A 13021-nucleotide genomic window follows, 5' to 3' on the forward strand; every position below is an offset into this window, starting at 1 on the left:
AGCCTACAAAGGTGGGGTCATGACCGACGAACCGTCCAAGCCAGCCGAACCGGGCCGCCGCGCATTGATGCTGGGTGCGGTTGGGGCGTCGGCGATCGTATCGATCCGGCCCGCGCTGGCGCAGACCGCCGCTTCGCTGTCGACCTGCGAAATCCCGGTTCCCGATCCGGGGCGCGCAGGCAGTTACATCGCGCAGGACGGCAAATTGGTGCCTGCCGGCACCGCAGGCGCGTTCCCGCCGGCATCGCGGCCCTTTACCGGCGAGGAAGTAAAGCGCGCGCTCAACGGCGGATCGCTGCCCGGCGCGGATTATTCGCAGAGCAAGGCGTATACCAACTATATCCGCCGCCTGCAGACCGGCACCAGCGGCTTCACCTGCTTCGCTTCGTTGCAGATGCCGCGCGGCTGATCGGCTGGTGCCCGTGCAATATCGGGCAGGCGCGCGCGCCGCGTTGCGGATCGTGCCGCTCGATTTGCTGACATTGATCTATCACCGGGCGTCGGGGCAGACGCATGTCGTCGCATCGCCGGTGCCCGAAATCCTCGATGTGCTGGCCGACGAAGCGATGGACGTGCCCGCGCTGCTGGCGGCGCTTGCCGCGCGCTATGAGCTGGGCGACGCCGATGCCGATGCTTTGACTGCGCGGCTGGAGGAACTGGCGGCGGTTGGACTGGTCGAACGCGGGTGAAGCACGTTTTCCACGTCAGGATCGGGCGGATCGGCTTTCGCGTTGGGTCGGACTGGCGGCAGCCGATCGCCGAGCTGGAAACGCTGTATCGCGATTACCCCAAGCCCGATGACGGGATACCCGATTTCTCGGTCCGGCTGTTCGCGGCGCGGCCCTGGCGGCGCTTCGTGCGGCCCGCGGTGATGATCGGCGGCGATTATACCATTCCCGATGCCGCGCCGTTGCCGCTGTCGCTTGGGCTGCTGGCGGCGGAAATGGGGATGAACCTGCAAATGGCGCTGGCGCAGCGGCGATATTTGCTGCTGCACGCATCCTGCGTCGAGCGTGACGGGCGCGCGGTGCTGATGACGGGAATTTCGGGCGCGGGCAAATCGACGCTGGCGGCGCTGCTGATGGCACGCGGCTGGCGGCTGATGGGCGATGAATTCGCGCTGGTCGATGCCGAGACCGGGCTGATCCACGGCTTTCCCCGGCTGGTGAGCCTGAAGAACGAAAGCGTGAGCGTGGTAGAGGCGGCGCTGCCGACCGCGCGCTTCGGCCCGTTGCAGGTGGGAACGCCCAAGGGCGACATCCGCCATCTGGTGCCCGATGCCGATTCGATCGCGCGTATGGCCGAACCCGCGCGTGCGGCGGCGATCCTGTTCCCGCGTTTCGGCTTCGACGCGGCGCAGCGCGCGGTGTTGCCGAGCGAGACGTTCGTGCGGCTGACTCAGGCTTCGACCAATTATGTCGCGATGGGTGAGCGGGGGTTCGATGCGCTGACCGGGCTGGTGCAGGGTGTTCCGGCGATCGCGATCGACTATCCCGACGCCGCGACGGCGATCGCTCAGGTCGAGGCGGTGGCGGCATGAGCGCGATGCTGCTGGTCGCCGCGCTGCGCGATCCGTCTAGCGTCGCCGCGCTTGATCCCGAAGGCTGGACCGCATTGATCGGGGCGGCGCGCGCCGAGCAGATGATCGGCACGCTCGCTTATCGGCTGCAAGGTTTGCCGATGCCCGATGCCGCCGCGCGAATCCTCGCCGATGCGCGATTGTCGGCCGATCAGGGGCGGATCGCTGCATTGTGGGAAGCTGAGATGGCGCGGCGCGCGCTGGCACCGCTTGGGGTGCCGGTGGTGCTGCTGAAGGGCACCGCCTTTGTCGCGGCGGGGCTGTCGGCAGGGAAGGGGCGTTCGATCGGTGATCTGGATATTCTGGTGCCGCGCGGCTCGATCGATGCCGTCGAGGCGGCGCTGCTGCGCGCGGGCTGGGAATGGGCGAAGCCCGACCCCTATGACGACGCCTATTACCGCCAATGGATGCACGAGCTGCCGCCGCTGATCCATCGTGAGCGCGACCGGATGATCGACGTGCATCACACGATCCTGCCGCTGACGGCGCGGGTGCGGCCCGACGCGGCTGGGCTGATCGCCGACAGTATCGAGATCGGCAATGGGATGCGGATGCTGAGCCGCCGCGACGTGCTGATCCACGCCGCCGCCCATTTGTTTGCCGATGGCGATCTGGCGGGGGGATTGCGAAATCTGTGGGATATTCGCTGTCTGCTCGACGAGTTTGACGGCCCGGCGTTCCGCGCGAGCCTGATGGCGCGCGCCGCGCACCACGAACTGTCGCATGCGATGGCCCGGGCGATGCGGCTGGCCGACCTTTATTCGCCGGACGCTTCGCCTGCGCGCATGCACTCAAGCGACCGCCCCTATCTTCGCCGTCTGCTGGGCCGCGACGGATGGGGCGTACAGCGGCGCAAGGCTACCGAATTCGCCTTTTATCTGCGCGGCCATTATCTGCGGATGCCGCCGGCGATGCTTGCGCGCCACCTGTGGACCAAGTGGCGAAAAGGCTATCGCCCGCCGGGCTGAGCCAAGCGGTACAGTGCCGGGACCAGTTGGTCGAAATGGTCGATTACCGCGTCGGCCCCCAATTCTTCGACCGGCTGCCACAAAAAGCCGAAGCTGACTGCGATCGAGGGGAGGGCGGCTGCCTTTGCCGCCTGGATGTCGAAGATCGAATCGCCGACGAATGCGGCGCGGCCACCGCCGCAGCGGCGGATCATTTCGTGGATGGGCAGGGGCGATGGCTTGGCATTGCCCTTGCCCATCGTGTCGCCGCCGATGATGCAGGCGAACCGATCCGCAAGGCCCAGTTCGGTGACGAGCTTCACCGCCATTGCTTCGAATTTGTTGGTGACGATGGCCACCGTCACGCCGTGCCCCTGCAGCGTATCGAGCGCGTCGAGCATGCCCGGAAACGGCACCGTCCCAGCCGAGATATTCGCCGCATAGCGTTCGAGCAGCAGCGGATAGCCCGAATCGAGCAGCGCCTCATCGACCCCGCCCGATGCCGCCAGCCCCTGTTTGAGCATGTGCCGCGCGCCCAGTCCGACCATCGGCTTCACCGCTTCGACCGCCAGCGGCGCGCGGTCGTGCAGCGCCAGCACATGGTTCACCGCCGCCGCCAGATCGGCGCTGGTATCCAGCAAGGTGCCGTCGAGGTCGAAACCGACAATGTCGAAGGGAAAGGATGTCATCCCGCCCGACTGCCAGCTACCCTATGGAATTGGCAAGACATTCGTGGCAGTCGCCCGAGCGAAACCAAGGAAGCTGCATGACCACGCGACCGATTGCCGCCATCATCCTGGCCGCCGGCAAGGGCACCCGGATGAAGTCCGACCTGCACAAGGTGCTCCACCCGATCGCCGGGCGGCCGATGCTGCTGCATCTGGTCGCGTCGGTTGGCGAATTGGCCCCCGATCGAATCGTCGCGGTGGTGGGCGCTGGGCGTGCGCAGGTCGAGGCGGCGGTCGCGCCGCACGAGCTGGTGATCGCGCATCAGGCCGATCAGCTCGGCACCGGCCATGCGGTGGCGCAGGCGGCATCGGCGCTCGACGGTTTTTCGGGCGATGTGCTGATCCTTTATGGCGACGTGCCGCTGGTGCGTGCGGCGACGATGCAGCGGATGATTAATCGGCTGCACCAAAACGACGCGCCCGCGACGGTGGTGCTGGGTTTCCGCCCGCATGATCCGGGTGCCTATGGCCGGGTGATCGCCGACGGTGACGGGCGGATCGAACGGATGATCGAGTTCAAGGACGCCAGCGAAGCCCAGCGCGCGGTGACGTTGTGCAATTCGGGGCTGATGGCGGTGCGATCGGAGGATCTGTTCAATCTGTTGGCGCGGGTCGGCAATGATAACGCGGCGGGCGAATATTATCTGCCCGACATCGTGATGCTCGCCGCCGCCGATGGCCGCGCCTCCGCCGTGATCGAGACGGCGGCGCAAGAGGTTGCGGGGGTAAACAGCCGCGCCGAACTGGCAGCGGTCGAGGCCGATTGGCAGGCGCAGCGACGGCAAGCCGCGATGGCGCAGGGCGCGACATTGATCGCGCCCGAAACCGTGTGGTTCGCGCATGATACGGTGATCGGCCGCGACGTCGTGATCGAACCGAACGTCGTATTCGGCCCCGGCGTGTCGGTCGCCGATGGCGTGACCATCCACGGCTTTTCGCACCTTGAAGGGGCGACAGTGGCCGAAGGCAGCACGATCGGCCCGTTCGCGCGGCTGCGGCCCGGCACGGTGGTGGGACGCGGGGCGCGAGTCGGCAATTTCGTCGAGACCAAGAATGCGGTGCTGGGCGAGGGGGCAAAGGCAAACCACCTGACCTATCTCGGCGATGCCGAAGTCGGGGCCGATGCCAATATCGGCGCGGGCACGATTACCTGTAATTACGATGGCTTCTTCAAATACCCCACCAAGATCGGCGCTGGGGCGTTCATCGGATCGAACAGCGCGTTGGTGGCCCCGGTGACGATCGGCGATGGCGCGATCGTCGGGGCAGGCACGGTGGTGACCGCCAATGTCGAGGCTGGCGCGCTGGCGCTGACCCGCGCGCCGCAAACGACGCGCGCAGGCTGGGCCACCCGGTTTCGCGCGGTGATGCAGGCTAGAAAGGCAGCGAAATAACATGTGCGGCATCGTAGGGATTCTGGGGACCACCGACGTCGCCGAGCGGCTGTTCGACGGCCTGAAGCGGCTGGAATATCGCGGTTATGATTCGGCGGGCATCGCGACCTTGCACGAGGGGCGGATCGAGCGTCGCCGCGCGCAGGGCAAGCTGGTCAATCTTGGCCGCTTGCTCGCCGCCGAGCCGCTGCCGGGCCATGTCGGCATCGCGCATACCCGCTGGGCGACGCATGGCGCACCTACCGAGGATAATGCCCACCCGCATACCGCCGGGCGAGTGACAATAGTCCACAACGGCATTATCGAGAATTTCAAGCCGCTGCGCGAGGAGCTTCAGGCGCAGGGCCGGGTGTTCCTGAGCCAGACCGATACCGAAGTGGTGGCCCATCTAGTCGACGCGGCGCTCGACGCCACCGGCGATCCACAGGCGGCAGTGCGGTCGATCCTGCCGCGACTGCACGGCGCGTTCGCGCTGGCGATCCTGTTTCGCGATCATCCCGGCCTGCTCATCGGCGCGCGGCTCGGCTCGCCGCTGGTGGTCGGCTATGGTGCCGAGGAGGACGGGGGGGAGAGCTATCTGGGTTCCGACGCGCTGGCGCTGGCACCGCTCACCCAGCGTATCGCCTATCTTGAGGAAGGCGATTGGGCCGTGCTCACGCGCGAAGGCACGCAGGTATATGACCGTGACAACCAGCCGGTCGATCGACCGATCACGATCAGCGGCGTCACCGGCGCGCTGATCGACAAGGGCAACCATCGGCATTTCATGCTGAAGGAAATCTACGAACAGCCGATCGTCGTCGCGCAGACGCTGCGTTCGTACATCCGGCCGCTGGAAGAGCAGGTCGCGCTGCCCGACATGACGTTCGACTTGTCGAGCGTCGAGCGGGTGACGATCGTGGCCTGCGGCACCGCCAGCTATGTCGGCATGATCGGCAAATATTGGATCGAACGCTTTTCGCGCCTGCCGGTCGAAGTCGATGTCGCGTCGGAGTTTCGCTATCGCGATCCGGTGTTGCTGGCCAACACGCTGGGCGTCGTGGTGAGCCAGTCGGGCGAGACCGCCGATACGCTGGCGGCACTGCGCCACATGAAGGAAAACGGCGTCACCACCGCGGGCATCATCAACGTGCCGACCAGTTCGATGGCGCGCGAGGTCGATCTGCTGCTGCCCACCCATGCCGGCCCCGAAATCGGCGTTGCATCGACCAAGGCATTCACCTGCCAGTTGGCGGTGATGGCGGCGCTGGCGATCAATCTGGCGCGGGCCAAGGGCAAGCTGGGTGCCGCCGAGGAGCGGGAAATCGTCAGCCATCTGCGCGAAGTGCCCGCCGCGATCAACGCCGCATTGGCGCATGATGACGACATCAAAGCGATGGCGGGCACGATCGCGGGCGCGCGCGACGTGCTGTATCTGGGGCGTGGTCCTGATTATCCGCTGGCGCTGGAGGGTGCGCTAAAGCTCAAGGAAATCAGCTACATCCATGCCGAAGGTTATGCGTCGGGTGAAATGAAGCACGGGCCGATCGCGTTGATTGACGAGCATGTGCCGCTGATCGTGCTCGCGCCTTCGGGGCCGTTGTTCGACAAGACGGTGTCGAACATGCAGGAGGCCCAGGCGCGCGGCGCGCAGGTGGTGTTGATTTCGGACGCCGACGGGCTGGCACAGGCGGGCCAGGATGCGGTCGCGACGATCGAAATGCCCAAGGTCCACCCGCTGATCGCGCCGATCGTGTACGCCATCCCGGTGCAATTGCTTGCCTATCATGTCGCAGTCGCCAAGGGTACCGACGTCGATCAGCCGCGCAACCTTGCGAAAAGCGTTACCGTTGAATGAGTTGACGGCTACGGCGCGAGCTGGGTCGCGGACAGGCTGATCCCTTCGACAGCGGCCATTGTCTGGGCTAGAACGCGCGGCATGTCCGATCCTTCCTTTGACCTAGGCGAGCCAGCGCCGCCGCCCAAGCCCGAGGCGTATCGGGTGCTGGCGCGCAAATACCGGCCGCAGACTTTTGCCGAGCTGATCGGCCAGGATGCGATGGTCACGACGCTGGGCAACGCGATCAAGCGCGATCGGCTGGCGCATGCGTTCCTGCTGACCGGAGTGCGCGGGGTCGGCAAGACGTCGACCGCGCGGCTGATCGCCAAGGCGCTGAATTGCATCGGGGCGGACGGGCAGGGCGGGCCGACGATCGATCCGTGCGGCGTGTGCGATCCGTGCCGGGCGATTGCCGAGGGGCGGCATATCGACGTGATCGAAATGGACGCCGCCAGCCATACCGGCGTCGATGACGTGCGCGAGATCATCGAGGCGTCGCGTTATTCGGCGGTGTCGGCGCGATACAAGATCTACATCGTCGACGAAGTTCACATGCTGTCGAAGAACGCCTTCAACGCGCTGTTGAAGACGCTCGAGGAGCCGCCCGCGCACGTCAAATTCCTGTTCGCCACGACCGAGGTGAACAAGGTGCCGATCACCGTGCTGTCGCGCTGTCAGCGTTTCGACCTGCGGCGGATCGGTTCGGACAAATTGGCGGCGCATTTCGCGCATGTCGTTGCCGCCGAAGGGTTTGAGGCCGAGTCCGAGGCGCTGGCGCTGATCGCGCGCGCCGCCGAAGGATCGGCGCGCGACGGGCTGTCGATTCTCGACCAGGCGATCGCGCATGCCGGGCTGGAAGGCGGCGGGGTGCGCGCCGATGTCGTGCGCGACATGCTGGGCCTGTCGGATCGCGGCGCGGTGCGGGCGATGTTCGCGCTGTTGCTGGGCGGTGATTCGGCGGGCGCGCTGGCGGCGATGCGGCGGCAATATGATCTGGGCGTCGATCCGCTATCGGTGCTGCGGACGCTGCTCGAGACGGTGCATGGCGTGACGCTGGCAAAGGTGGGGACCGATCCCGACCCTTCGCAACCTGTGGAAGAACGTCAGGCCCTGGCCGACTGGGCCTCGCGCCTGTCGTTTCCGGTGCTGCACCGGCTGTGGCAATTGCTGTTGAAGGGCCATGACGAGGTGGCGCGGGCCGCGCTGCCGATCGAGGCGTGCGAGATGGCGTTGTTGCGGGTGATCCACGCATCGCAATTGCCCGACCCCGGCGAGTTGGCGCGCCAGATTGGTGAGGGCAGGGCACCTGCGGTGCCGGCGCAGGCGCAACCGGCGGTGGCCGCTTCGGGCAACCCGGTTGCTGCGGCGACCCCTGCCGCACCGGCACCCACCGCCCCAGCGCTGCCCGATACGATCGAGGCGATCCGCGACCTGCTGGCCCGCCACGGTCGGCACGCGCTGGGCGAGGCGGTGCGCAATCATGCGCGGCCGACCCGGATCGAACCGCCCGAGATCGAGCTTGGCGCGCAGCGGCCCATCCCATCGGACTTCGCCAATGATCTGGCCGATGAACTGAAACGGATCACCGGTGCCCGCTGGCGCGTTACCACCAGCGATGCCCCCGGTGCGCCTTCGCTGCGCGAAGCCGAAGAGGCAGACGAAGCCGCCAAGGAAGCCGAGATACGCAATTCCCCCGTCGTCGCAGCCGCGCTTGCCGCCTTTCCCGGCGCAAGACTGTTGGGCGTCACCACCAATCGGAGTGCAGGATGAAGAACCTCGAAGACATCATGGCCATGGCGCAGAACGTCCAGGCCGAATTGGAAAAGGCGCAGGCGAGCCTCGACACGATCGAGGTCGAAGGCGTGTCGGGCGGCGGGCTGGTCAAGGTGCGTGCCAGCGCCAAGGGGCGGATCATCGGCGTCGACATCGACGAGTCGCTGCTTGCTCCGTCGGAGAAGGGCATCGTCGAGGATCTGGTCGCAGCGGCACTGAACGATGCGCGCGCGCGGGCGGATGCGGCCTCTTCGGCGGAGATGTCGAAGCTGACCGCGGGCATGCCGCTGCCGCCGGGGTTCAAGCTGCCGTTCTAAAACAAGAATGGGTTTGAGCTGATCCGTCGATCGTTTCTTTGTCATTCCCGCGAAGGCGGGAATCCATAACCACCGCACTGGCGTATGGATTCCCGCCTTCGCGGGAATGACGAAAGCGATGGCGAGCATTATGCTCTAAGGCCGGCGGACCGAACGTTTCACAACGGGAACAATAGCTTGTCCCTCGTCGTTTATCGCGTCTGACTTACCAGAGGGACGCGATACATGACCGAGGAACGGACGACGGAAACCCGCGCGCCGCACACCACCACCACCGTGATCGAGCGGCGCGGTGGTGGCGGCACGATTTTGATCGGCGTCGCGCTGCTGATCGCGGTCGTTGTCGGTGCTTATTTCCTGATGAACCAGAGCCGCAACGACGCGATCAAGACCGACGCCATCAGTGGTGCCGCCGATGCGGTGAAGGACGGGGCCACGGCAGTCGGCGATGCGGCCAAGAAGACGGTGGAATAAAATAAGCGATCGGGGGCTGGGCTAGCGCAGGCAGCTATCCAGCCCCTGTCGCCGCACGACCCCGATCCGCGACTGTATCGAGCGGGCGTAGCGCCGGGTGAAGCCGGTAGGGGAGACCCCGGCGCGTTTCTTGGGCAGCGGCAGTACGGCAGCAATCTGCGCGGCTTCGCGCTCGGACAGCGTTGCCGCCCCGTGGCCGAAATATCGCCGCGCGCCAGCCTCGGCCCCATAGGTCCCAATGCCGGTTTCGGCGACATTCAGATAGACTTCCATGATCCGCCGCTTGCCCCAGATGGTCTCGATCAACAGGGTAAACCACGCCTCGAGCGCTTTGCGGACATAGCCACCGCCCTGCCACAGGAACACGTTCTTCGCAGTCTGCTGACTGATGGTCGAACCGCCACGGATTCGCCCGCCCTTGGCATTGCGGACAACCGCCGCGCCGATCGCCTGATAATCGAAGCCGCTGTGCGAACAGAAGCGCGAATCCTCGCCGCCGATGGCAGCGCGCGCCATGTCGGCGTCGATCGCCGATAGCGGCTCCCAATCCTTGGTAACGCTGCGACCGGCAAAAACGTCGCCCATCATGGTCAGGGTGAAAGGCGGCGGCACGAAGCGGAAGATCACCACGAGCAGCAGCGACACGAGCACGAAGCCGATGATCAGCTTGATCAGCCAACCCAGCAGCCGCTTGCCGATCGGTTTACTGGAACGCGAAACGCCGGCCATGGGGGATCGCCCCGGGCCGGCGCTGCGCCGTTTGTTGGTGGTACGAATGCTCACCCGATCGACGATTGCCCGATCAGTTGAAGGCGAGCAACCGCTTCTCGCCTGCCAGGCGCATCATGCCCTTTTGCAGCTTTTCGAATGCGCGCACTTCGATCTGGCGCACCCGCTCGCGCGACACGCCATAGACCTGGCTCAATTCCTCAAGCGTCTTGGGATCGTCGGTTAGCCGCCGCTCGGTCAGGATATGCTTTTCGCGCTCGTTCAGGTCGTCCATCGCCTCGATCAACATCGTGTGCCGGACATCGGCTTCCTGCGCCTCGGCGACCCGCTCATCCTGCAATGGCTGGTCATCGGCGAGCCAATCCTGCCACTGGCTTTCCGAATCCTCACGCATCGGCACGTTGAGCGAGGTGTCGCCGCCCATCGCCATGCGGCGATTCATGCTGGTGACTTCGTCCTGCGTGACGCCCAGATCCTTGGCGATCTTTGCAAGGTCGTCGGGACGCAGATCGCCGTCCTCGAACGCATCGAGCTTGGCCTTCATCCGCCGCAGGTTGAAGAACAGCTTCTTTTGCGCGGCGGTGGTGCCCATTTTCACCAGGCTCCACGACCGCAGGATATATTCCTGGATCGAGGCGCGGATCCACCACATCGCATAGGTGGCGAGGCGGAAGCCGCGATCGGGCTCGAACTTCTTCACGCCCTGCATCAAACCGATATTGCCCTCGGAGATCAATTCGGACACCGGCAGGCCATAGCCGCGATAGCCCATCGCGATCTTTGCCACGAGCCGCAGATGCGAAGTGACGAGTTGCGCCGCTGCCTCGGGATCCTGATGCTCCTGAAAGCGCTTGGCGAGCATGTACTCGCGTTCAGGCGCCAGGATCGGAAATTTCTTGATCTCGGAAAGATAGCGGTTGAGGCTGGCCTCGCCGCCCAGGGCGGGAACCGTTGCGGGCACGTTGCTGCCGATTGCCATAACCAAATCTCCCTCAGTAGGGCAATATCGCCGCGCGGGGCTGCGCGGACAATATCACCATAAGACTATACGTGAAGTGCCGTGAACAGTTCCTGCATGTCGCCGGGCATTTCGCTATCAAACGCCAAAGCGATACTTGTCACCGGATGAATGAACCCCAGCCGGGCGGCATGCAACGCCTGTCGCCGGAAACCCATGGTTTCCAGCATCGGGCGATGCACCGCCTTACTCCTGCCATACACCGGGTCGCCCAGCAATCCATGACCGATCGAGGTCATGTGAACCCGCACCTGATGGGTGCGTCCGGTTTCCAGGCGACATTCGATCAGCGAGGCATCGCGCAGCAGCTTGAGCAAGCGATAATGCGTCACCGCGCGCTTGCCGCCCTGTACGATGGCGATCATCTTGCGGTTGGCCGAGGATCGGGCGAGCGGCGCATCGACCGTGCCGGTGGCCGGATTGGGCCGCCCCGCGACGATCGCGCGATAGCGGCGATCGATGCTGTGGTCCTTGAACTGGCGGGCAAGTCCTTCGTGCGCTCGGTCGGTCTTGGCGGCGACCATCAACCCCGACGTGTCCTTGTCGATGCGATGGACGATGCCGGGGCGCGCGACTCCGCCGATCCCCGAAAGCTGACCCGCGCAATGATGCAGCAGCGCGTTGACCAGCGTGCCGTCGGGATTGCCCGCGGCAGGATGCACGACCAGGCCGGCTGGCTTGTCGATCACGATCAGCGATTCGTCCTCGTACACGACGACCAGCGACAAATCCTGCGCCTGCGCTTCCGCCGGGGTCGGTTCGGGAATGCTGATGGTGAATTGCGACCCCGCCACCGCCTTGCGCGAAGGATCTACTGCAGGGACGCCGGCGCCGTCGAACACATGGCCCGCGGCCAGCAACGCCTTCAACCGCTCGCGTGACAGGGTGGGTACCGCTTGCGCCAGGGCACGATCGAGCCGCCAGCCATTGGCTGCGTCTGCGATGTGTGCATCTATGGTGGAAACCCCCCGGCTCATTGTCATATTATAGGTCGGTGCAGCACATTGGGATTACAAGTTCGGCCCTGGCGGTCATTCACGCGGCAGCGGCGGAAACGCCCGCTGTCGAGGTATGCGGTTTGTTGATCGGCGATACCGTGATCGCGCTGGCAGTCCAGACCCCAAATGTCGCAGCCGAGCCTGCCCGCACCTTTGAAATCGATCCGGCGGCACTGTTCGCTGCGCTCAAGGTCGAGCGCGCCGGGGGGCCGCGTGTGCTTGGTTATTGGCATTCGCATCCGAGCGGCGATACCAGGCCATCGGCAACCGATGCGGCGATGGCGGCGGCGGACGGTCGTATCTGGATTATCGTTGCGGCAAACCAAGTATCGGCTTGGACCGCAACGGCGGGCGGCGCGGTCGAGGGTTGTTTCGATGCCGTCGAACTGGTTATGATGAGCGACCAACGCTTGCTTGCGACTTGACCGCGCCTGCGCCACAAGGCGGCAACCCCACGGAGCCATGCTTTGGATATTTCCCCGACCGAATTTGCGAGCCTGCTGTGTTCGCGACTATGCCATGATTTGCTGAGCCCGGTTGGCGCGCTCAACAACGGGCTTGAATTGCTTGCCGATGAAAATGATCCCGAAATGCGGGCGCGCTGCATGGAGTTGCTGGCGGAAAGCGCGCGGGCATCGGCCAACAAGCTGAAGTTTTTCCGTCTGGCCTTTGGCGCGGCGGGCGGTTTCGGCGAGACCATCGACACGCGCGAGGCACATGCCGCGATCGAGGGATTGTTCGCCGATAACCAGCGGTTGACCATCGGCTGGATGGTCGACGCGCCGGTGCTGCCCAAGCATGCGATCAAGGTGTTGATGAATCTGGCGCTGATCGCCGGCGACGCGCTGATCCGTGGCGGACGGCTGGATGTCGGTGCCGAGGTGACTGAGGACCGGGTCGAGATCGTCGTCCGCGCCGATGGTGCGCGGATCGTGCTCGACCCCGAATTACGCAACGCCCTGGAAGGCGGAGTTGCCGAAGCCGATGTGACTCCGCGCTCGGCCGCTGCGTATCTGGTACGATCGCTGGTCGATCAGGGTGGCGGCGATCTGCAGGTTTCGCCCGCCGACGCCGAAATTCTGTTGTTCGGCGCATCGTTTCGCACGCGCTAGTGGTCCGATTCTGACATTTGCTACCCCCTTCGGCTTAGTCAGGAGCAAATGTCAGAATCTCCAGGACCACTAAAAAACATTTGATTCTAGTGGATTTTATGATTTTGACATTCGCAGCGAGAGCGTGCCGCAG

15 protein-coding genes are annotated in these 13021 nt (G+C 65.1%); 11 read left to right on the forward strand and 4 right to left on the reverse strand.

Annotated elements, in window-relative coordinates:
* Positions 1-19 precede the first annotated feature (19 nt).
* Genes QU44_RS06990 through QU44_RS07005 form a run of 4 tightly spaced genes read left to right on the forward strand, consistent with a single transcriptional unit; the run spans position 20 to position 2547 of the window.
* Complete coding sequence (locus QU44_RS06990) at positions 20-409, forward strand: hypothetical protein (RefSeq protein WP_033921199.1); 390 nt, start codon at positions 20-22, stop codon at positions 407-409.
* A 13-nt stretch (positions 410-422) separates the two neighbouring features.
* Positions 423-689 carry an HPr-rel-A system PqqD family peptide chaperone gene (locus tag QU44_RS06995; RefSeq protein WP_033921282.1) on the forward strand — a complete coding sequence of 89 codons (267 nt, stop codon included), beginning with the start codon at positions 423-425 and terminating at the stop codon, positions 687-689.
* Positions 686-1540 carry an HprK-related kinase A gene (locus tag QU44_RS07000; protein ID WP_033921200.1) on the forward strand — a complete coding sequence of 285 codons (855 nt, stop codon included), beginning with the start codon at positions 686-688 and terminating at the stop codon, positions 1538-1540. The genes QU44_RS06995 and QU44_RS07000 overlap by 4 nt, the downstream gene beginning before the upstream one ends.
* On the forward strand, positions 1537-2547 hold the full coding sequence (locus QU44_RS07005) for a nucleotidyltransferase domain-containing protein (protein ID WP_033921201.1): 1011 nt from the start codon (positions 1537-1539) through the stop codon (positions 2545-2547). Before QU44_RS07000 ends, QU44_RS07005 begins: the two co-directional genes overlap by 4 nt.
* Here QU44_RS07005 and QU44_RS07010 read toward each other — a convergent pair.
* On the reverse strand, positions 2529-3215 hold the full coding sequence (locus tag QU44_RS07010; RefSeq protein WP_033921202.1) for an HAD-IA family hydrolase: 687 nt from the start codon (positions 3213-3215) through the stop codon (positions 2529-2531). The two genes, QU44_RS07005 and QU44_RS07010, sit on opposite strands and share 19 nt — an antisense overlap.
* Before the next feature lie 77 nt (positions 3216-3292).
* Between QU44_RS07010 and glmU the strand changes: the two genes are divergently transcribed.
* The 5 genes from glmU (at position 3293) to QU44_RS07035 (ending at position 9031) form a co-directional block, all read left to right on the forward strand.
* Complete coding sequence (gene glmU, locus QU44_RS07015) at positions 3293-4648, forward strand: bifunctional UDP-N-acetylglucosamine diphosphorylase/glucosamine-1-phosphate N-acetyltransferase GlmU (RefSeq protein WP_033921203.1); 1356 nt, start codon at positions 3293-3295, stop codon at positions 4646-4648.
* A 1-nt stretch (position 4649) separates the two neighbouring features.
* On the forward strand, positions 4650-6485 hold the full coding sequence (glmS, locus tag QU44_RS07020) for a glutamine--fructose-6-phosphate transaminase (isomerizing) (RefSeq protein ID WP_033921204.1): 1836 nt from the start codon (positions 4650-4652) through the stop codon (positions 6483-6485).
* 81 nt (positions 6486-6566) lie between these two features.
* The gene (locus QU44_RS07025) at positions 6567-8237 is read left to right on the forward strand and encodes a DNA polymerase III subunit gamma/tau (RefSeq protein WP_033921205.1); all 1671 of its coding nucleotides are present in this window, start codon (positions 6567-6569) and stop codon (positions 8235-8237) included.
* Complete coding sequence (locus tag QU44_RS07030) at positions 8234-8557, forward strand: YbaB/EbfC family nucleoid-associated protein (protein ID WP_033921206.1); 324 nt, start codon at positions 8234-8236, stop codon at positions 8555-8557. Before QU44_RS07025 ends, QU44_RS07030 begins: the two co-directional genes overlap by 4 nt.
* Before the next feature lie 225 nt (positions 8558-8782).
* The gene (locus QU44_RS07035; RefSeq protein WP_033921207.1) at positions 8783-9031 is read left to right on the forward strand and encodes a hypothetical protein; all 249 of its coding nucleotides are present in this window, start codon (positions 8783-8785) and stop codon (positions 9029-9031) included.
* 21 nt (positions 9032-9052) lie between these two features.
* Here QU44_RS07035 and mtgA read toward each other — a convergent pair whose 3' ends face one another.
* The 3 genes from mtgA to QU44_RS07050 all read right to left on the reverse strand — a co-directional run bounded on the left by mtgA (position 9053) and on the right by QU44_RS07050 (position 11755).
* Positions 9053-9760: a monofunctional biosynthetic peptidoglycan transglycosylase gene (gene mtgA, locus QU44_RS07040; protein ID WP_052134408.1), complete on the reverse strand. Its 708-nt coding sequence runs from the start codon at positions 9758-9760 to the stop codon at positions 9053-9055.
* Between the two features lie 73 nt (positions 9761-9833).
* Entirely contained in the window at positions 9834-10739 is a 906-nt protein-coding gene (rpoH, locus tag QU44_RS07045) for an RNA polymerase sigma factor RpoH (protein WP_033921208.1), read from the reverse strand.
* A gap of 65 nt (positions 10740-10804) precedes the next feature.
* Positions 10805-11755, reverse strand: a complete 951-nt coding sequence (locus tag QU44_RS07050) for an RluA family pseudouridine synthase (protein ID WP_033921209.1) — start codon at positions 11753-11755, stop codon at positions 10805-10807.
* Positions 11756-11772: 17 nt separating this feature from the next.
* On the opposite strand from QU44_RS07050, the gene QU44_RS07055 reads away from it, so the two are divergent.
* Positions 11773-12201 (forward strand): Mov34/MPN/PAD-1 family protein, encoded by a 429-nt coding sequence (locus QU44_RS07055; RefSeq protein WP_231621647.1) that lies wholly within the window; start codon positions 11773-11775, stop codon positions 12199-12201.
* Between the two features lie 42 nt (positions 12202-12243).
* Entirely contained in the window at positions 12244-12888 is a 645-nt protein-coding gene (locus QU44_RS07060; protein ID WP_033921210.1) for a histidine phosphotransferase family protein, read from the forward strand.
* Positions 12889-13021 lie beyond the last annotated feature (133 nt).

Source organism: Sphingomonas sp. 37zxx, assembly GCF_000786205.1.
Lineage (GTDB): Bacteria > Pseudomonadota > Alphaproteobacteria > Sphingomonadales > Sphingomonadaceae > Sphingomonas.